General features: G+C 40.0%; 14 protein-coding genes. 7 read left to right on the top strand and 7 right to left on the bottom strand.

Annotated features, from left to right (window positions below):
- Positions 1-61: 61 nt before the first annotated feature.
- The 3 genes from leuA to F984_RS15910 all read right to left on the bottom strand — a co-directional run bounded on the left by leuA (position 62) and on the right by F984_RS15910 (position 5,299).
- Positions 62-1,759 (bottom strand): 2-isopropylmalate synthase, encoded by a 1,698-nt coding sequence (gene leuA, locus F984_RS15920; protein ID WP_000978841.1) that lies wholly within the window; start codon positions 1,757-1,759, stop codon positions 62-64.
- 459 nt (positions 1,760-2,218) lie between these two features.
- Complete coding sequence (locus tag F984_RS15915; RefSeq protein WP_002053497.1) at positions 2,219-2,902, bottom strand: Fe2+-dependent dioxygenase; 684 nt, start codon at positions 2,900-2,902, stop codon at positions 2,219-2,221.
- Between the two features lie 105 nt (positions 2,903-3,007).
- Positions 3,008-5,299, bottom strand: coding sequence for a TonB-dependent receptor (locus tag F984_RS15910; protein WP_004710674.1), 2,292 nt, complete (start codon positions 5,297-5,299; stop codon positions 3,008-3,010).
- A 415-nt stretch (positions 5,300-5,714) separates the two neighbouring features.
- Here F984_RS15910 and tig point away from each other — a divergent pair, with 415 nt between their 5' ends.
- The 4 genes from tig (at position 5,715) to F984_RS15890 (ending at position 10,128) form a co-directional block, all read left to right on the top strand.
- Entirely contained in the window at positions 5,715-7,049 is a 1,335-nt protein-coding gene (gene tig, locus F984_RS15905; protein WP_002053278.1) for a trigger factor, read from the top strand.
- A gap of 194 nt (positions 7,050-7,243) precedes the next feature.
- Positions 7,244-7,849, top strand: a complete 606-nt coding sequence (gene clpP, locus F984_RS15900) for an ATP-dependent Clp endopeptidase proteolytic subunit ClpP (protein ID WP_000289452.1) — start codon at positions 7,244-7,246, stop codon at positions 7,847-7,849.
- 101 nt (positions 7,850-7,950) lie between these two features.
- Positions 7,951-9,264: an ATP-dependent Clp protease ATP-binding subunit ClpX gene (clpX, locus tag F984_RS15895; RefSeq protein ID WP_004710673.1), complete on the top strand. Its 1,314-nt coding sequence runs from the start codon at positions 7,951-7,953 to the stop codon at positions 9,262-9,264.
- 147 nt (positions 9,265-9,411) lie between these two features.
- Complete coding sequence (locus F984_RS15890; protein WP_004710672.1) at positions 9,412-10,128, top strand: DUF2846 domain-containing protein; 717 nt, start codon at positions 9,412-9,414, stop codon at positions 10,126-10,128.
- A 24-nt stretch (positions 10,129-10,152) separates the two neighbouring features.
- Here F984_RS15890 and F984_RS15885 read toward each other — a convergent pair whose 3' ends face one another.
- From F984_RS15885 to F984_RS15870, 4 genes are all read right to left on the bottom strand, one after another.
- Entirely contained in the window at positions 10,153-10,707 is a 555-nt protein-coding gene (locus F984_RS15885) for a DUF2059 domain-containing protein (RefSeq protein ID WP_004710671.1), read from the bottom strand.
- A gap of 141 nt (positions 10,708-10,848) precedes the next feature.
- A complete protein-coding gene (locus F984_RS15880) occupies positions 10,849-12,375 on the bottom strand; it encodes a fumarate hydratase (RefSeq protein ID WP_002053445.1) in 1,527 nt (508 codons plus the stop codon).
- A 226-nt stretch (positions 12,376-12,601) separates the two neighbouring features.
- The gene (gene pta / locus F984_RS15875; protein WP_004710670.1) at positions 12,602-14,746 is read right to left on the bottom strand and encodes a phosphate acetyltransferase; all 2,145 of its coding nucleotides are present in this window, start codon (positions 14,744-14,746) and stop codon (positions 12,602-12,604) included.
- 43 nt (positions 14,747-14,789) lie between these two features.
- A complete protein-coding gene (locus tag F984_RS15870) occupies positions 14,790-15,992 on the bottom strand; it encodes an acetate/propionate family kinase (RefSeq protein WP_025469353.1) in 1,203 nt (400 codons plus the stop codon).
- Between the two features lie 761 nt (positions 15,993-16,753).
- Here F984_RS15870 and edd point away from each other — a divergent pair.
- The 3 genes from edd to F984_RS15855 all read left to right on the top strand — a co-directional run bounded on the left by edd (position 16,754) and on the right by F984_RS15855 (position 20,804).
- Complete coding sequence (gene edd / locus F984_RS15865) at positions 16,754-18,607, top strand: phosphogluconate dehydratase (protein WP_004710668.1); 1,854 nt, start codon at positions 16,754-16,756, stop codon at positions 18,605-18,607.
- A 20-nt stretch (positions 18,608-18,627) separates the two neighbouring features.
- Positions 18,628-19,248 (top strand): bifunctional 4-hydroxy-2-oxoglutarate aldolase/2-dehydro-3-deoxy-phosphogluconate aldolase, encoded by a 621-nt coding sequence (gene eda, locus F984_RS15860; protein ID WP_002053427.1) that lies wholly within the window; start codon positions 18,628-18,630, stop codon positions 19,246-19,248.
- 197 nt (positions 19,249-19,445) lie between these two features.
- A complete protein-coding gene (locus tag F984_RS15855) occupies positions 19,446-20,804 on the top strand; it encodes a GntT/GntP/DsdX family permease (RefSeq protein WP_004710667.1) in 1,359 nt (452 codons plus the stop codon).
- The last annotated feature ends 3 nt before the right edge of the window (positions 20,805-20,807 follow it).

The raw sequence follows: 20,807 nt of genomic DNA, 5'->3' as shown, positions 1-20,807 counted from the left end.
CTTTCAGGAATAAAAAGAAAGGATACCAAGCTAGGTATCCTTTCCAAAGTCTTTTTTTTAATTAAACAGCGGCGGCAACAACCTGATCTGTACTTAAAACACCTTGATCAATCAAACGGTTGGTACATGCAATAATGGCTTCAATAGATGAAGTGACTGTGTTGTCGTGAACACCTGCACCAAATGAGCCTCTACCTGTACCTTTCACTTGAAGTTCAATTAAGGTTAATGCTTTGGCATTTGCACCTGAACTAATGCTACGTTCTTCATAGTTCAATACGTCAATTGGTAATTGAAGTGCATTTAAGAATGCAGAGATTGGACCATTACCTTCGCCACGTAATTGTTGAGTTTCACCTTCAACATCAATCTCAAGTTCAATAATTTGAGTACCATTAATGTCAGATAACTTATAGTTTTTGACCGTGTAATGGTGGTTTTTCACTTCAACATACGTGTCTTTAAATAAAGTCCAGATTTGTTTAGCACTAATCTCTGTACCATTTTCATCAGTATATTGTTGAACAACCTGACTAAATTCGATTTGTAAGCGACGAGGCAATACAACGTTATAGTTCGATTCTAATAAGTAAGCGATACCACCTTTACCAGACTGACTATTTACACGAATGACAGCATCATAGTCGCGGCCCAAATCTTTCGGGTCGATTGGTAAGTAAGGCATATCCCAGATTTCTTCGTTTTTCTGGTATTCAAAGCCTTTTTTGATTGCATCTTGATGCGAACCAGAGAATGCAGTAAATACCAAGTCACCTGCATATGGATGACGAGGGTGTACAGGCAAACCAGTACATTCTTCAACCGTTGCAATGACTTCATTAATATTAGAGAAATCTAACTCTGGCGCTACACCTTGGGTGTACATGTTCAATGCAATTGCTGCAACGTCAACGTTACCTGTACGCTCACCATTACCAAACACACAACCTTCAACACGGTCGGCACCCGCCATAATGGCAAGTTCTGATGCGGCAATACCACAGCCACGGTCATTGTGACAGTGAACGGAAATAATCACACCATCACGACGTGCCAAATTACGATGCATCCATTCGATTTGGTCTGCATAAACATTTGGTGTTGAAACTTCGACAGTCGCAGGTAAGTTCAAAATAACTTTATGATCTGGGCGTGCATCCCAAATTTCTGTAACCGCATCACAGACTTCTTTCGCTACTTCTAATTCAGTTGCAGAGAAACATTCTGGGCTGTACTGGAAAATCCAGTCAGTTTCAGGATATTGCGCAGCATATTCTTTCACTTTCTGAGCTGCATTCACCGCCAACTGTTTTGCGCCATTAACATCTACATTCAACACTTTTTGACGGAAGGTTGGAGAGTTAGAGTTATAAATATGCACAATTGCGCGCTTAGCACCTGCCAAAGCTTCAAAAGTACGCTCAATTAAATGATCACGTGCCTGTACCAAAACTTCAATGTATACATCATCCGGAATATGATTTTCTTCGATCAACATACGAGTAAAATCGAAGTCAATTTGAGATGCAGAAGGGAAGCCGATTTCAATATGTTTAAAACCGATTTTTACAAGCATTTTAAACATCTTGAACTTTTGTTCCATGTTCATCGGTTCAAAAATTGCTTGGTTGCCATCACGTAAATCCGTGCTCATCCAGATTGGCGCTTTTGTAATTTCATTATTTGGCCATTGGCGATCTGGTAAATCGACTCGCTGGTACATACGGCGGTATTTTTTGCTAGGGTCAGCCAACATCATGAGAAAACTCCTTATCTCGTAGCACGGTTGCTCTAGGTATCGTATAAAAGGCAACGTTCTACAGTTATATATGGTATCTAATACAGAAAAATTAAAGGGAATTTGAAAAGGTCTGCTCTAAAATACAGACAAAAATTTATACGCGCGCGAGGCGCAGCATCAGGAGTTCGAGATGATGTCTTGCTTGAGTAGGCTGGGCAAACAAGTGATTCGTTTTCATCTATGGACCATGTAATAGTAAGTTTGGTGGTTTGCAAATATGCTTATTGTTTAGATATACCACATCTAAACAATGATTACACGTTGTGCAAAAGTCTTATACTCATTTTAATTTTAGTGTTCAGAAAATAATTTTCTAATTTTGCGTTGTTTAATGTTTTGTCGAAAATAATTTTCATTGTTTTGCCTTATTGAGATAAAAATAATTAATTAGTCCAAATAAGGCAAAAATAAATAGAGTTACAGTTCAGCCCATTTACGCATTAAGTTATGGTAAAGGTTAGTCAGTTTAATGACTTCGCTATGATTGTCACCCAGCTGGATTCTTAGGTTTTGTACTGTTTGATCTAGATTAAAAAGCATATGTCGCTCAGCATCATCACGCACCATACTTTGCACCCAGAAAAAAGAAGCAATACGACAGCCAGAAGTAATCGCCGTCACTTCATGTAAACTGGTAGATGGATATAAAATCATATCTCCTGCCGGAAGTTTCACTTCGTGATAGCCATAAGTGTCTTCTACGACTAGATCACCACCTTCATATTCTTCAGGTTCGCTTAAAAATAAAGTGCATGATAAATCGGTTCTAAGCCGTTCATTGGTACCACGTATGCGGCGGATAGAATTGTCTACGTGAAAACCAAAAGACTCCTGATTTTCATAACGATTAAACAGGGGAGGGATAATATCAAGTGGTATTGCAGCAGATAAAAATAATGGGTGAGTGCCTAGTGCCTCAAGAATAATATTACTCAGATGGTGAGTAAGCGGATGATCTTCGGGTAATTGCTGATTGCGTTTTACAGTTGCAGAGAGTGTACCAGCTGTTACTTTGCCATTGACCCATTCAATTTTATCCATTTCATTACGAAAATATTGAACCTGTTCTTTACTCAATACATTGGGAATATGGTGGATCACGGTGATACCTGCGAGTAATAGTAGTAGAAAATTAAAAATAGCCTCTAACTATAGAGGCTATTTTATATCAGAACCCATAAAAAGATTATGGGATTCTAGACTAACTTAGTATTTAAAGTTGATTGCGAGTACTGCGCTACGGCCTTCTGCTTCTGTTGCATAGTGAGAAGCATAAGCTTTAGTAAAGTAACGCTTATCAGATAAGTTGTTTAGGTTAAGCTGTAAATTAACATTTTTATTTACGTCATAACGAGCCATAGCATCGTAACGAACATAACCAGGAACGTATTTAGTATTTGCAGCATCTCCAAATACTTTATCCATAGCGACTGCTCCAGCACCTACTGTCACTTGTGGTAATACTTTATAAGTTGTCCAAAGTGTCGCTGAGTTTTTTGCTACGTTTTGTACTTGATTACCGTTTGTTGGGCTTGGAACATAGTTGCCGTTACTATCTTTAGCATATCCACCATCAACGATTTCGCTATCTAAATAGGTGTAACCAGCAGAGACTGCCCACTTTTCAGTAATGTTACCGTTCGCACCTAATTCAATACCGTCAACACGTGTTTCACCAATATTTCTTGTGAAACCATCAGTACCTAAAGCACGTGTATTGGTTTTTTCAGTACGGAAGATTGCAGCAGTTAAGTTTAAACGGTTATTTAACACATCCCATTTTGTACCTAACTCATAAGTTTTAACTTCTTCTGGCTTAAGGTTATTAATAGCTCTTGCTTGTTCATCGGTTGTATTACGGTTTGGAACACTAATTCCTTCTGAACCGTCACCAGCATCTACACCTACTGGGTTAGCTGACGTTGCGTAGCTCAAATAAATAGAACCATTTTCAACAGGCTTAAATGTGATACCTGCTTGATAGTTAAAGAAGTCATTGCTTGAGCTGTATTTTGTGCCAGCTTTAATGAGCGTTGCACCTGAGCCTGAGTCCTTATTATATTTAACATCAGTATCAAATTTGTCCCAACGTACACCTAAGTCAATTAACCATTGAGGTGTAATTTCAATGTTGTTTAATGCGTAAATTGACTGGGTTTTAGATGTAATGTTGGTAACATTTGGGTTTGCTTGTATACGACCCAACCATGCATCATTTGGATTAGGGTTATTAAGGTCAGTACACCAGCCATTTGAGTTAGCAAGTGAACAAGCATTGTTTGTACCGCTACCACCAATTTGTGAAGTATTTGGATCTGTTACGATGTTTGTGCCACGATCTGAATCTTGCTTGCTATATTCAGCACCAATATTAAAGCTGTGCTTAAGAGAACCCGTATTGAATTTACCTTTTAATGATAGTTGATCAGTAAAGCTGTCTGTATCAGTAATATTGGTATTTACACGGCGCCAAACCTTACCATTAACAATGTTACCTTGGCTGTCATCTGGCTGAGTCCATAAATAATTATTTTTAGACTTACCATAAACAGCGGTATTGCTGAGAGTTAGGTTATCGTTGAAGTCATGTTCAAGTTTAAGTGTACCAATCTGGTTTTCTTGCTTTTGGAAATCGCGATCTTTCCAACCGTAATAAATACCTTGTTTAACATCAACCGGTTTACCAGCAGTCGCTTTCTTAATGACGTCATATTGATAAGGCACACCAGAATCAGGTGTATCATCAGTTTTTAAATAGTAGTAGCTCAGTGTTCCGCGAGTAGCACTATCTAAACCGAAGCTAATACTTGGTGCGATACCAGCGCGTTTATATTCCGCACCATTACTTTGGCCGGCTTTGTCATTTTGGTGTCCCATCACAATCACACGGGCAGCTACTCCATTGCCGAAGTCTTTATTGCCATCCAAAGTAACACGTGCATAGTTATCTGTGCCCCCGGCAACAGAACCTTCAAGAGAGTCACCTTTTTTCGCAACTTTCGTAATCAGGTTAATACTACCGCCTGAACCACCAGCACCACTTAAAGCAGATGAAGAACCTTTGGTCACTTCTACTTGCTCGACAGCAAACATTTCACGGTTTTGAGAAGTTGCGTTACGAACGCCGTCTACATACATCGAACTTTCTGAATTGTAGCCACGAATGAAAGGTCGGTCGCCATTTGGATTGCCACCTTCACCTGCACCTAAAGTGATACCAGGGACGGTACGTAATGCATCTGATAAGGTTGTTACTTTTGTATCTTCAATAAGTTGTTTTGAAATCACTGAAACTGATTTCGGAGTATTTAAAAGGGGAGCAACGAATTTTGCATTTGCTGATTGATCTACCTTTAAAGATTCTTCTTGTGTTGCTTGAGTATGAATCGTTGGTAGTTGTGAAACAGCTACTTGTGCCATTGCAGTAGTTGCAATCATAGAAAGGGATGAAGCGATCGCAGATGAAACAATTTTTTTACGTGTTCTAATCAATGACATGACTTTCAGGACTTAAATACAAAACGTTATGCGAATAATAATAATTCTTATTTATATGTACAGTTTGTGTTAATTGGATTTGCCGATAGGATTATGAAGAAAATATGAAAGATTTAATAGGTTTTTATGTCTAAAATTCTCTAATTGATTGATTATTCTTAACTGTTTGTAAAATCGATAATAATGTGAAATTTAATTGTAATTTTAGATTCATAAAGAATAACTAAAAAGTTACTTTGGCTTAAGGTTGAATTAAAAAAAATTAAAAAATCATAAAATTATTGTGAAATTTCCTGGAAAAACCACCTTCAATTTACTGATCTGATCGGTTAATTTTGTATATCTTGAAAGTTGTCATATAATACAGCACTTTTTTAAAAACTGTTCCTACTAACTAATTTTTATCGAGGAAGCCATGCAAGTAACGACTGAAGCGGTTTCGGGCGTTGCCCGTCGTTTAAATGTTTCTGTACCGACGAGCCGTATTAACGAGCAATTTGAAGCTCGTTTGAAGCGCACTGCCAAAACTGTGAAGATCAACGGCTTCCGTCCGGGCAAAGTACCTGCAAACGTTGTTCGTCGCGAATACGGTGCAAGTATTTATCAAGAAGTTGTGAATGACATCATTCGTGACAGCGTATTTGAAGCAATTCAACAAGAAAAAATCAATGCGGTAGGTATGCCGAACATTGAGAAAGTTGAACATAAAGAAGATGCTTTAGTTTTTGAAGCGACTGTAGAAGTTTATCCTGAAGTTGAAGTAAAAGCATTTGACGGCTTAGAAGTTGAACGTAAAACAGCTGAAATTAAAGATGCTGACGTCGACACTATGATCGAAAACTTGCAAAAACAACGTCAAACTTGGGCTGTGACCAAGGGTATGGCGAAAAAAGATATGCAAGTGACTTTTGACTTCGAAGGTTCTATCGACGGTGAGAAGTTCGAAGGCGGTTCTGCTGAAGACTTTAAACTTGTGTTAGGTTCAGGTCGTATGATTCCTGGCTTCGAAGACGGCATCATTGGTATGAAAGCTGGTGAAGAGAAAGTAATTGATGTGACTTTCCCTGAAGACTACCAAGCTGAAAACTTGGCTGGTAAAGCAGCTCAATTCAAAATCACTGTGAAGCAAGTTGAAAAACCTAAACTTCCAGAGATTGATGCTGAATTCTTAAAAATCTTCGGTGTTACTGAAGAAGAAGGCATTGAAAAATTAAAAGCTGACGTTCGTAAAAACATGGAACGTGAAGTTCGCAATGGTTTACGTAACCAAGTTAAACAAGCGGCATTTGATGCTCTTGTTGCTGCGAACGAAGTTGAAGTTCCAGCTGCAATGGTTGCTCAAGAAATTGACCGTCAACGTCAACAAATGGTTCAACAGTTCACTCAACAATTTGGTGGCGCTGGTGCTCAATCTTTTGACAAGAGTATGCTTCCTGACGAATTGTTCAAAGAACAAGCAGAGCGTTCTGTTAAACTTGGTGTATTAGTAAGCAAAGTATTAGCTGATGCTAAACTTGAAGTTGACCAATCACGTGTTGATGCTTACATCGACGACATGGCTTCTTCTTATGAAGATCCAACTGAAGTGATCGAATACTTCAAAAATGATGCTCAACAACGTGCTCAAATCGAAGCTGTTGTATTAGAAGATCAAGTTGTTGATCACATCTTAGCTGCTGCTAAAGTGACTGACAAAGCAGTATCTTACGAAGATTTATTGAAAGAACAACAAGCTCGCCGTATGGGCTAATCTTTTGAGAAGTCAGGAAAAGGCGCTTTAGGCGCCTTTTTCATTTTTTAGGTATGTGGTTAATTTGAGTACGTCATTAAGTACTTAGGTATAAATAATATAATATTTCAGTGCGAACCTTTTGCAATTTGAGAAATTATCCCGCATATTGTTGCCATAGGTTAAGTCACAAAAAATTTAGGAATAAATAACGTATGTATGTTCCAACAATTGAAAATGCTTTAGTTCCTGTTGTGGTTGAACAATCTTCTCGCGGCGAACGTTCTTTTGATATTTATTCACGACTTTTACGTGAGCGCGTCATTTTTCTAACTGGTGAAGTTGAAGACAACATGGCAAATTTGATTGTTGCTCAAATGTTGTTCTTAGAAGCTGAAAACCCGGATAAAGATATCCATCTTTATATTAACTCGCCTGGTGGTTCAGTCACTGCTGGTATGGCGATTTATGACACGATGCAATTTATCAAACCTGATGTAGTGACATACTGTATGGGGCAGGCTGCATCTATGGGTGCATTCTTATTAAATGCTGGTGCTAAAGGTAAGCGCTATTGCCTTGAAAATGCACGTGTAATGATTCACCAACCATTAGGTGGATTCCGTGGTCAGGCATCAGACATTGAAATTCACGCACGTGAAATTCTATTTATTAAAGAACGCTTGAATCGTTTGATGGCAGAACACAGTGGTCAAGACTATGACACGATTGCTCGTGATACTGATCGTGATAACTTTATGACTGCACAAGCAGCAAAAGAATATGGCTTAGTCGATCAGGTATTAAGTAAGCGTCCATAAGGGGAGTTTTTAAGTGGCTTGAGTTGTTAGAAAACGCCTCCATATAGTCATTTAACCCTATCGCTTGCCCTCATATTTAAGATTCTATTTGTGGAGAGAATATGTCCGAACATCCTCAAGGACAAAAACATTGTTCATTTTGCGGTAAAACGCAGTCTGAAGTCGGGAAACTGATTGCGGGCGAGGACGCATATATTTGTAATGAGTGTGTAGATGTCTGCTTAGACCTTGTACAAACCAGCCAACAGGTTGAAGCAGGTGACTGGGCGAGCAAGGCATTGCCAAAACCACATGAAATACGTGCTGCGCTTGATCAATATGTGATTGGTCAGGATCTTGCCAAAAAGACATTATCTGTTGCCGTTTATAACCATTATAAGCGTTTGAAAGTCGGGCAATCTGGTCATGTGTCTAAAGATGTGGAAATTGCTAAAAGTAATATTCTACTGATTGGACCTACCGGTTCAGGTAAAACATTACTTGCTCAAACATTGGCTCGTTTGTTAGATGTTCCATTTGCGATGGCAGATGCGACCACTTTAACTGAAGCGGGTTATGTCGGCGAAGACGTTGAAAATATTGTACAAAAGCTTTTGCAAAAAGCAGATTACGATGTAGAAAAAGCTCAAAAGGGCATTATCTATATCGATGAAATCGACAAGATTACACGTAAATCTGAAAATCCTTCGATTACGCGTGACGTTTCTGGTGAAGGTGTACAACAAGCATTGCTTAAGATGATTGAAGGTACTGTAGCTTCAATTCCACCACAAGGTGGACGTAAACATCCGCAGCAAGAGTTCATTCAAATTGATACCTCAAATATCTTATTTATTTGTGGTGGTGCATTTGCTGGACTGGAAAAAATTGTACAACAACGCCAAGAGAAAGGCGGAATTGGCTTTACAGCTGACGTGAAGAAAAAAGATGAAAGCAAGAAAATTGCTGAACTGTTCCGTCAAGTTGAGCCAACTGACTTAGTGAAATTTGGTTTGATCCCAGAATTTATTGGTCGTTTACCAGTTATTGCAACGCTTGAAGAGCTTGATGAAGAAGCATTAATGCAAATTTTGACAGAACCAAAAAATGCATTAACTCGTCAATACCAATACTTGTTCAATATGGAAAATGTTGACCTTGTATTTGAAGATTCAGCTTTACGTGCAGTTGCTAAGCGAGCGCTTGAGCGTAATACCGGAGCTCGTGGTCTACGTTCGATTTTGGAAAATGTTTTACTTGAAACAATGTATGACTTACCAAGTCGTACAGATGTAGGAACAGTTTTCATTAATGAAGCAGTGATTAATGGTGAAGCTGAGCCTGTTTACAAGCCAGAACGCCAGCCTAAAGAAGCAGCAACTCATGAAAGTGTTGCTAAGGCAGATTTAAAAGTAATTGATTCGAAGTCTGCTTAGATTTCATTCATCTAAAAAGCATGAATCGCGCTCGTGATTCATGCTTTTTTTGTTTTCAATTCATGTAGGTGGTGTTAATCTAAAAAAACAAAATACGCATAGTTTTGCGATATAGAAAAATCAAAAGAAAACGCTTTGAGGGATGTCATGCGTTATTTAATTATTGCATTAAGTTGTACCGCATTACTTGTGGGTTGCCAAAGTTCATCACACTTAGCAAAAAATTCAGGTGAGCTGACTGCGACTTTACCGAAAGTTGATGTAGATAAAGCACCTGGGGTGTTTGATCAATACCATGTCGGTGGCTTTAGCATGGGTGGGTGGGTAAATCAGAAACTAGGTCAGACATTTGTACCGATTAAACCGCAAAATGAACATGCGGCAGTTGTCTATCTGTATCGGCCAGATACTAAATGGAACCGTCAGGAAATTGCAGCCATCAATTTGTTTGTAAATGGCAAGCGAATTCCAAGTTTATTGCATAACCACTATTACTGGATTGAACTGCCAGCAGGAAGTTATCGTATTTCTGCAAGTCGGCCTTTGTTAGGTATTCATTTCCAAGAGCCAAAATATATTGATATTACGGTCGATGCAGGAACATCTTATTATTTAAAATACGATGAAGAAAATAAAATGGACCGTGGTGAACACACTGGCCCGTTTATGTTAATGCAAGATAATATCGGTCGTAGAGAAATTGCATTTACCGAGCTTAAATCTTCTAGCTATAATTTTGTTGCTGAAGATGCTTCAGGAAAAATACGTCATAAACCACAAGAGCTAAAACCAGCCAAATATGACGAAAAGTCAGATGTTCATCTGATTAAACCATTTAAATTATGGAATCCTTTAACGTGGTAATGGGTTGCAAAAGATAAAGAAAAGTTAAGACTTTTCTTTATCTTTCATGAGTGGCGCAATAATTTTAAGCATCTCTTCTTGCATATGGTCACGTGCTTTAGGGTCATTAAAAGTTTGTTGTCCCAGCTCCATCATATATTCTGAAATTTGCCCCATAATCTGTACGTTTTTACGCGTAATCGATTGGCCTTCTGGGGTTTTTAAAAACTTTAAATTTGCCTGAACTTCTTCTTCAGTATATGTCTTTAAATAAATATCTTGTAAGGCTTGCGTAGTTTTTGGGCTACTAATGAGCTGGTTACTCGAATCTTTTAAAAGTAAGCCTAACTTTTTTGCGGCCTCTTTTTCTTTCGGGCCTAAAGTTTTGATGCCCGTAATATTAGTGATGATCTGCTCAGCTTGTTGATCATAATAAGGTGTTAATTCATTAATTGATTCTTTCAGTAAATAATCAATTTGGCTCATTTGCATGAGTTCTTTGACTGAACTTAATTTGGCAGGAGAAGCAAATAAGCTTGTCGTAATACAGCTTAGGCAGAGGCTGATTGAGAGATTTTTGAGAATAGGGCGGATAGTCATGAAATGACCTATATGCAATATATGGCGGGGGGGGTTATTTATTAATAACACAGATTGGTGAATCAATTGTTACAATTCTTTTCAATTTCCAAAAAAAATTATAAGGCATAAAAAAAGCACCGAATTCGGTGCTTTTCTTTATTAGCCTGCTGCGGCATCGATTACTGGAATTTTACCAATTTTCGCTTGCCAGATTTTTGGAGCCACTGCGTGAATTGAAGTACCGTTTACATCAACTGCTACAGATACAGGCATGTCTTCAACTACGAATTTGTAGATTGCTTCCATACCTAAGTCTGCAAATGCTACAACTTCAGCTTCACGAACAGCTTTAGATACGAGGTAAGCCGCACCACCAACTGCCATGAGGTAAGTTGCTTTATTGTCTTTGATTGCTTCAATTGCTGCTGGACCACGGTCAGCTTTACCAATCATACCGAATAAACCAGTATGCTCGAGTACTTTACGTGTGAATTTGTCCATACGTGTTGCAGTTGTAGGACCAGCAGGACCAACGACTTCATCACCCACTGGATCAACAGGGCCAACGTAGTAAATAAATTTACCTTTAAGATCAACTGGTAATTCTTCACCATTGTCGATCATTTCAACCATACGTTTGTGCGCAGCGTCACGACCTGTGTACATTGTACCGCTAAGAAGTAATGTGTCACCTGGTTTCCAAGAATCCATTTCTTCTTGAGTAATGGTATCAAGGTTTACGCGCTTAGATTGTGAAGAGTCCCAAGTGACTGAAGGGTAGTCTTCAAGTTTTGGTGCTTGAATATGAGCTACACCTGAACCATCAAGCTGGAAGTGAGCATGACGAGTCGCAGCACAGTTAGGAATCATACCCACTGGTTTACCAGCAGCATGACATGGATAATCTTTGATTTTAATATCAAGAACAGTCGTTAAACCGCCAAGACCTTGAGCACCAATACCAAGAGCATTTACTTTTTCAAAGATTTCGATACGAAGTTCTTCGATTTTGTTCTCTGGCCCACGGCGAAGTAATTCGTCCATGTTGATTTCTTCCATGAGCGCTTCTTTCGCAAGCATCATGGCTTTTTCAGCAGTACCACCAATACCGATACCGAGCATACCAGGAGGACACCAGCCTGCACCCATAGTCGGAACAGTTTTAAGTACCCAGTCAACAATCGAGTCAGATGGGTTAAGCATTGCAAGCTTAGATTTGTTTTCTGAACCACCACCTTTCGCAGCAACAGTAATATCTACCTTGTTACCCGGTACGAGTTTGTAGTGAATAACAGCAGGGGTGTTGTCTTTTGTATTTTTACGACCAAATGCAGGGTCAGCAAGTACAGATGCACGAAGAACGTTACTGTTTTCAAGGTAGCCTTGGCGAACACCTTCGTTTACTGCATCGTCTAAGCTCATTGTTAAATCAAATTTAACATCTAAGCCCACTTCAAGGAAAACGTTAACAATACCAGTATCTTGGCAAATTGGGCGATGACCTTCCGCACACATGCGAGAGTTAATTAAAATCTGTGCAATTGCATCCTTTGCAGCTTTGTTTTCTTCGCGATCATAAGCACGGCTCATCGCTTGGATAAAGTCTTGCGGGTGATAGTACGAAATAAACTGTAGGGCGTCCTTGATTGATGTAATCAAGTCATCTTGTTTGATAATCGTTGTCATACCAGAAAATCTCTTGAGCGGGCTGTTAGCTAGCGGGCTAAATTATATGACAAAAACACAAACTTGTGGGGGATTGGTTGATCTTTTGACCGAAAGTCGAATAGGACTAGTGCTAAGTGTTTTAAAACTAAGAATAACCAAAAGGGAATGTTGTTATTTAAGAATAAAAAAAGCCATTTGAGCGGATATCAAATGGCGAGAGGTAGAAAAGATTAAATGATATTAATTATTTCGCAGCAGCCTGTTGTTCTGCCTGAATTGCTGTTAAGGCAATAGTAAAGACAATATCATCTACTAAAGCACCACGAGACAAGTCATTGACTGGCTTGTTTAGACCTTGCAGCATTGGTCCAACGCTGACTACATTTGCTGCACGTTGTACTGCTTTATAGGTCGTGTTACCTGTATTTAAGTCAGGGAAAATAAATACATTGGCACGGCCAGCTACAGGTGAATTCGGTGCCTTTTGGCGTCCGACACTTTCAACGGAAGCTGCATCATATTGGAGTGGACCGTCAATTAGTAAATCAGGACGGCGTTGCTGTGCAATTTGAGTCGCTTGCTGTACTTTCTCAACATCCGCACCTGTTCCAGACGTACCAGTTGAATAGCTGATCATGGCAATACGTGGGTCAATTCCAAACGCTTTTGCAGAGTCAGCAGACTGAATCGCAATTTCAGCAAGTTGGTCGGCTGTAGGGTCTGGGTTAATTGCACAGTCACCGTAAACATATACTTCATCTGGTAAAAGCATAAAGAATATGGACGAAACTAAAGAGTAAGAAGGTGCGGTTTTAATCAGCTGAAAAGCAGGGCGCACGGTGTTAGCCGTGGTGTGAACTGCACCTGAAACCAAACCATCTACATGATCTAGCGCCAGCATCATGGTGCCAAGAACTACGGTGTCTTGTAATTGATCTTTGGCTTGTAACTCATTGAGTTTGCCTTTGCGGAGTTCAACCATAGGTGCAACATATTGATTACGAATGCTGTCCGGATCAATAATTTCCAAATCTGCTGGTAATTCAATACCGCGTGCTTTTGCAACGTCTTGTACCGCATCTGGTTTTGCTAACAAAATACAATGCGCAATACCACGAGCCTGACATATAGCAGCAGCTTCAATAGTGCGTGGTTCATCGCCTTCAGGTAGGACAATCCGTTTTTTTGCTGCAATCGATTTTTGTACCAACTCATGACGGAATGCAGAAGGAGAAAGACGTGGAGTTGCTCCGTTATTACTGTGTTGTTTAAGCCATTCGACATCGATATGACTTGAAACAAAACGAGTCACTTGCTCGGCACGCTCAGTGTCATCGGTTGGAATTTCATTACCAAAATCGGATAAGCGCTGTGCTGTTTCCAGTGTGTTTAAACGGGTATGTAAAATTGGCAACCCTTGTTTGATAGCACTTTGGCAGAACTCTAAAAGCTCAGGAGCAGGGACTTCGCGTTCCGTCAACACCAAGCCTGCCAGTGGAATACCATTACTGGTTGCTAAACTACTTGCAAGTAATACATCGGTACGTTCAGATGCACTAATAATCAGCTCGCCTGCAATGAATTTATTAAGTTCATATTCAATACTTGAAGCAATTAAACTTGAGTGCAAAATACGACGTGTTTTCGCTTCGCCTTGATGTACCCATTGACCATCAATCACGTTCGCGATGTCTAAAGTTCTAGGTACACTTAAGGTATTACTAAATGGGACTAAACCAATAATTGGTAAATCGTTTGATCCAAAGTAGCGATTGTATTTTTGCAGTTCTGTCGTAAATTTTGCGATGTCTTCGGTTGGGCGTAGTGACGGATCAAATGCGACAGGTATTTGCGCTGTTTCCTCAGATAACCCACGTGTACGCATAAAGAGTACACCCGCTGTTCGATTAGAGGTTGCACCACCAAATTGACGTAAGTGTGCTTCAACTTTCTCTGCTGTTTTACGTGGGTTTTGAATATCTGCTGTGCTTACCAAAACTACTTCTGCATCTAGGGCTTGAGCAAGGCTTGCATTAAGTTCACTAGCAAAATGATCTTGCCCATTTGGCAATAAGCCTTCAACAATAATTACATTATTGTCTGCTGCAATACTGCGATGAAGACTTACCGCTTCTTCAAGTAGTTCATCGACTTCGCCAGCCGCAATGCGTTGGGTTAGCTTTTCATGAGAAATGGATTGAACGGTTTTACCTTGAAATAAGTGGCCAAATAAAGAGGTGGTCCGGTCTAAATTTTCTTGATCTACCTGAGAAAATGGTTTTAAAAAGCCTGCTTTAATCCCATTACAATCAAGTGCATAAATCATACCTAAACAGGCAGAGGTTAAACCAACCCCTTCACCTGTAGGAATTAATAAAATTGTATTCATATAAACCTATAAATAAATGAATAACGTTCTTTGACTTCTGTAATTAAGCAAGGCTAACTTCAGGAGATGTATTTGGTAAAACGTCTACAACCTGACGAGTTTCTTTAGCAATTCGGCCTTCTTCATCGGTTGGAATCACCCAGATTTGTGGACCTGTACCACTATCGATACGGCCTTCTGTACCACGTTTTAAGTTGTTATTTTGATCTTTATCGAGCTGTAAACCGAAGTGAGGTAAATAAGCTAGAGTTTTTTCACGAATATAAGCAGAGTTCTCACCGATACCACCTGTGAAGATCAGACCATCAATACTTGGTAAACCACAACTTAAGGCAGCAAGTGATTTTGCAAGGCGATAGCTAAATACTTCTATTGCAAGGCGAGCATCCTCGTTGCCGTTTTCAGAAGCTTCAATCACTGTACGCATATCGTTAGAAAGTTGTGATAAGCCAAGTAATCCACTTTCGTTATTTAAAACTTTGTCTATTTTCGCTAAGTCCCAGCCAAGGTTTTTTGCAAGGAAGCTGTGTAAGCTTGGGTCGACATCACCACTACGGGTTCCCATTACAACGCCTTCAAGCGGAGTAAGGCCCATAGAAGTATCAACACTTTGTCCATTCCATACTGCACAAGTCGAGCTACCATTGCCCAAGTGTGCTGTTAGCCAACCACCTTTTTGGAAATTTCCAGCCAGCTCACTGCCGCGGTCAGACACATAAGCATGGCTTGTGCCGTGGAAGCCATAGCGGCGAACGTTATGGTCTTCATATAAAAATTTCGGAATTGCATAACGGTATGCATGCGCAGGCATGGTTTGATGGAATGCGGTGTCAAATACGGCAACTTGAGGCAATTCAGGAAATAGGCGCATTGTTGCTTCAATCCCAATTAAGTGAGCAGGGTTATGAAGCGGGGCAAGAGGCGTGGCTGAACGAATACGTTCTATAATTTCAGGGGTGAGTAATTCAGCTTTAGTAAGACTTCCACCATGTACGACACGATGACCGATTGCTTGAGGTTTATAGTTTGCAAGACGTGCAAGTAAGGTTTCTAAAGCTTTGGCGTGGTCAGCATAGGGAATTGAAAGCTCTAGCGGTTCTCCACCGACTGTAATTCCTTTAATACGAGCATCAGCTGCCCCTAAGTTTTCTGCTAAACCATAAATACGATCTTCACGACGCTCTGAAACCAGTGCGTATTTAATAGATGAAGAACCGCAATTAATAACTAATACTGATGTAGCCACGTTGAAATACCCAAGTCCTGATTTAAAAATAGTTTTCCTAACTTCCTGATCAAAAGGCATTAATTGCAATATGCACTAAGAGCAGGTTGTGATGTTTTAACATGTGTTGTTTTTCTGTCCAAGATAGACTTTAGCCCATTAGACTTAAGCACTATCGACCATTAAATTTTTTATAACTAATATTTGTTCAGTATAAAGCTTAACCACTGTATTCATTTATTTTTTGTAGATGAATTAAACAGTTTTTTGTATATATTTATGAAGAGTAAATTTGTATTTAATGTAATTTTCAACTATTTGGTATAATTTTTTTAAGAAAAAGAAGTGCTGTTATTTTAATCAAGCTCGATGAATATATTACAAATAATATACGTAAATGAAATTAAGATTTAATCGTCTATATATAGGTTAAAATGAATAAATCATAAACATTTTTATTATAAAATTTAGTATAAAAAAACTGTGTTAATACATTTATAAAGATATTTTATTGCTTTGATATTATGAGAATTTTCTCATAGTTATTAGTGGCTAATATATAGGTAAATATAGTCAAAAATAAAACCAGCTTCTTGTTTAAAACTTAAACATAATTTGTATTTAATACTCATGCTCAGGTATTACCGTAAAGTTGTCTAGGGCTTGCATGTCGCTTTTTGCCTTAATAATATTGTTCCTCCCCCTTATCAAATGATGATGAAATATATCATTTGGTCTATTTTTATTGTTCCGGCTTATCCGGTTGTACAGGAGCGTCCAGCATGGACTTGCCGAATCCAATATTGGCAAAAGTTACCGAACGTGTAATTGCGCGTAGCCAAAAAACTCGTTCTGCATATTTACAACGTATTGAACATGCTCAAGGCAAATTTCCAGCTCGTGGAGCACTTTCATGTGCCAATCTGGCTCATGGATTTGCCGGCATGGAAGATAATGAAAAATTAATTATTAAAGTTGGCCGTGAACCAAATATTGGCATTGTGTCTTCATATAATGAAATGCTTTCAGCACATGCCCCATATAAAACATTCCCTGACATTATAAAAACAGCTGCACGTGAAAATGGTGGTGTTGCACAGTTTGCGGGCGGTGTACCGGCAATGTGTGATGGTATTACTCAAGGTAATGCTGGTATGGAATTATCACTATTTTCACGTGAAACCATTGCGATGGGGACTGCGATTGCACTTTCCCATAACATGTTCGATGCCGCATTGTGTCTCGGAGTATGCGATAAGATTGTGCCAGGCTTGCTAATTGGTGCTTTACAGTTTGGTTATCTACCAACTATTTTTGTACCCGCAGGTCCAATGAGCAGCGGTTTATCGAATGATGATAAAGCTAAAATCCGCCAGCAATTCGCTACAGGCCAAGTAGGTCGCGATGCCTTACTTGAAGCTGAGTCGGCTGCATATCATGGGCAGGGCACATGTACATTCTATGGTACTGCCAATAGTAACCAAATGTTGATGGAAGTGATGGGTTTACATTTGCCAAGTGCTGCATTTGTTCATCCTCACACACCACTACGTGACGCGCTTACTGCCGAAGCTGCTAAGCGTGTACTCGACCTAACTGCTGAGCGTGGTAACTATACGCCGATTGGTCATGTTATTGATGAAAAAGCCATTATCAATGGCATTGTAGCTTTACTGGCTACAGGCGGTTCAACCAACCATACCTTACATCTTATTGCGATTGCACGTGCGGCTGGCATCTTAATTGACTGGGATGACTTTGATGAGTTGTCTGCTGTTGTTCCATTGCTCGCAAAAATCTATCCAAATGGTAAAGCCGATGTAAACCATTTCCAAGCAGCGGGTGGGGTGGCATTCCTTATCCGTAACTTACTTGAGGCTGGTTTACTACATAACGATGTGACGACCGTCGCTGGTAAAGGTTTACAGCACTACACTAAAGAACCGAAATTGATTGACGGTCAGCTCACTTGGGTTGACGGTGTGGTTCAAAGCCTTGATGACAAAGTACTCCGTAGTATTGATGCGCCGTTTCAGCCAGATGGTGGCTTGCGCTTAATGCAAGGTCGCCTTGGCCGTGGTGTTATTAAAATTTCTGCGGTTGCGCCAGAGCACCGTAAAGTGAAAGCACCAGCAATCGTATTTGACTCGCAAGAAGCGGTACAAGCGGCGTTTGATCGTGGTGAATTACACCGAGACTTTATTGCGGTGGTTCGTTTCCAAGGTGCTCGTGCGAATGGTATGCCTGAATTACACCGTTTAACGCCTGTGTTGGGTGTTTTACAAGATCAAGGTTTCCATGTTGCATTAGTGACTGATGGCCGTATGTCTGGTGCTTCAGGCAAAGTACCGGCAGTCATTCATTTGTCTCCAGAAGCGTTATTAAACGGCCCGATTGGAAAAGTTCAAACCGGAGATATGTTAATCATTGATGCTGAAGCTGGCGTACTCGATATTGAGTTAGATGAACAAACTTGGCAGTCACGCCCTGTTGCACAGCCAGAACATCAGGCTGAAAACGAAGTCGGTTTTGGACGTGAATTATTTGGTGTATTCCGTGCAGCAGCAGCGCCTGCTGAGCATGGTGCATCTGTGTTTGGTGCACTTGTTGGCGAAGAGCCACAAGCGCATATTTGAGACGAAGGAATTACAAAGTAATGAGCAAGATTGAAGATGTTGTCAAATTAGGCCCAGTAATTCCAGTGTTGGCTTTTGATTCTGCTGAACAAGGTGAGCATGTATCACGTGCGTTGCATGCTGGTGGTGTAAAAGTACTGGAAATTACTTTACGTACCGCTGCTGGTTTGGCTGCTATTGAGCGAGCGTCTCAGTTAGCAGATGACATTGTGGTGGGCGTAGGAACGATTACTAAGCCTGAGCATTGTGCTCAAGCTAAAAAAGCAGGCGCTAAATTCGGGGTATCTCCGGGTTTGACTAAGGACTTGCATCTGGCTGCGCAAGATGCGGGCTTGCCTCTTTTACCAGGGGTAATGACACCGAGTGATCTTATTCAAGCGATTGAATTGGGTTACGACATTGTGAAGTTTTTCCCTGCTCAACAGGCTGGTGGTGTAGAGATGCTAAAAGCATTTTATGGGCCATTTCCAAACTTACGTTTTTGTCCTACAGGTGGAATTACAGCGGAGTCAGCTCCAGATTTCTTGAAGCAACCTAATGTCGTGTGTGTAGGTGGGTCATGGTTAACACCTAAACCTGTTGTCGCTGCACAAGATTGGGCTGAAATTACCCGTTTAGCCCAAATTGCAAGTCAGTTGTGAGTTTTACGAAAGTAATTGTGGTTTGAAAATCTAAAGTATCTTTTAGGTGCTTTAGATTTTTTGTGATGCGGTGACTGGCGGATGCCAGTCATACAAAATATAAAAAATGAGTGCTTCAACAATGAGTATATCTCTGGTTGAAGAGCTTCGTTTGGGCAGTATGCCTAGATAGCATTATTCCAAGGAGAAAGTGTCACATGGAGACCGTTCAGGGTGGCATGTTGCTTATCTATACTTTAATCGCGATTTTTGCTTTGATTGTTATGATCGCGAAGTTTAGAATTTACCCCTTTTTAGTTCTTATTATTGTTTCTCTCGGTTTAGCTCTTGCAGTTGGCATGCCAATGGATGGGATCGTTAAATCATATGAGGCTGGTACCGGTAAAACATTAGGTCACCTTGCGATTGTGATTGCGCTAGGAACCATGCTTGGCAAGATGATGGCCGAGTCAGGTGGTGCGGAACGAATAGCAATTACTTTAATTAAATGGTTTGGTGAAAAACATATTCACTGGGCCATGATGTTCATTGCATTAATTGTGGGGCTTCCCGTATTTTTCGAAGTCGGTTTTGTACTTCTAATTCCAATTGCCTTCAACATTGCTAAACGCACAGGTAAATCATTGTTGGTTGTAGGTTTACCTATGGTTGCAGGTTTATCGGTCGTACACGGGTTGATTCCACCACATCCAGCAGCTTTGCTCGCGGTGCAGGCTTACCACGCCGACATCGGTAAAACTATTATGTACAGTTTGTTGGTTGGTGTCCCGACAGCGGTTGTTGCAGGTCCATTGTATGCATTATGGATCAACAAATATGTCAAATTGCCTGAAAATAATCCTTTAGCAAAGCAGTTTGTTGAAGCAGATGCTAACAAGACACGTGAATTACCAAGTTTTGGGATTACCTTATTTACGATCATGCTGCCAGTTGCATTGATGCTAGTTGGTAGTTGGGCAGATGTTTTCTTTGCTCCAAAAACTTTTCCAAATGAGTTATTACGCTTTATTGGTACTTCTGATATTGCATTGCTTATTGCTGTTTTGGTCAGCTTTATTACTTTCGGCACCATGCAGGGTTTCAACCGTGAACAAATTGAAAAGTTCTGTGGTGGGTGCTTGGCTTCAATTGCCGGTATTTTGTTGATTGTTGGTGCTGGTGGCGGTTTTGGCGGTATTTTAAGAGACAGTGGAATTTCTAATGAAATTGTATCTACTGCTTTAAAAGCAAACCTTTCACCATTGTTGTTAGGATGGCTTGTTGCAGCTCTTATACGCTTGGCTACAGGTTCGGCTACTGTTGCAATGGCTACGGCTTGTAGCATTGTTGCACCTATTGCGGCGGCGGCAGGTGTAGTTGTTAGACCTGAACTTTTAGTATTAGCAACAGGTTCAGGATCATTAATTTTCTCGCATGTAAACGATGCTGGTTTCTGGCTAATCAAAGAATATTTTGGAATGACAGTTGGGCAGACACTGAAGACTTGGTCTGTACTGGAAACAATTATTTCAGTACTTGGTTTGTCTTTCACATTGTTGCTTAGCGCTGTTTTGTAATTA

The organism is Acinetobacter nosocomialis NIPH 2119, from assembly GCF_000368085.1.
Classification (GTDB): Bacteria; Pseudomonadota; Gammaproteobacteria; order Pseudomonadales; family Moraxellaceae; genus Acinetobacter; species Acinetobacter nosocomialis.
The sequence above is the reverse complement of the archived record's forward strand: the minus strand, read 5'-3'. Positions and strand labels throughout refer to the sequence as shown.

Coding starts and splice junctions, on each gene's coding strand:
- leuA (WP_000978841.1), bottom strand. CDS start 1,759: ATGATGTTGGCTGACCCTAGCAAAAAATACCGCCGTATGTACCAGCGA.
- F984_RS15910 (WP_004710674.1), bottom strand. CDS start 5,299: ATGTCATTGATTAGAACACGTAAAAAAATTGTTTCATCTGCGATCGCT.
- tig (WP_002053278.1), top strand. CDS start 5,715: ATGCAAGTAACGACTGAAGCGGTTTCGGGCGTTGCCCGTCGTTTAAAT.
- clpP (WP_000289452.1), top strand. CDS start 7,244: ATGTATGTTCCAACAATTGAAAATGCTTTAGTTCCTGTTGTGGTTGAA.
- clpX (WP_004710673.1), top strand. CDS start 7,951: ATGTCCGAACATCCTCAAGGACAAAAACATTGTTCATTTTGCGGTAAA.
- F984_RS15890 (WP_004710672.1), top strand. CDS start 9,412: ATGCGTTATTTAATTATTGCATTAAGTTGTACCGCATTACTTGTGGGT.
- F984_RS15885 (WP_004710671.1), bottom strand. CDS start 10,707: ATGACTATCCGCCCTATTCTCAAAAATCTCTCAATCAGCCTCTGCCTA.
- F984_RS15880 (WP_002053445.1), bottom strand. CDS start 12,375: ATGACAACGATTATCAAACAAGATGACTTGATTACATCAATCAAGGAC.
- pta (WP_004710670.1), bottom strand. CDS start 14,746: ATGAATACAATTTTATTAATTCCTACAGGTGAAGGGGTTGGTTTAACC.
- edd (WP_004710668.1), top strand. CDS start 16,754: ATGGACTTGCCGAATCCAATATTGGCAAAAGTTACCGAACGTGTAATT.
- eda (WP_002053427.1), top strand. CDS start 18,628: ATGAGCAAGATTGAAGATGTTGTCAAATTAGGCCCAGTAATTCCAGTG.
- F984_RS15855 (WP_004710667.1), top strand. CDS start 19,446: ATGGAGACCGTTCAGGGTGGCATGTTGCTTATCTATACTTTAATCGCG.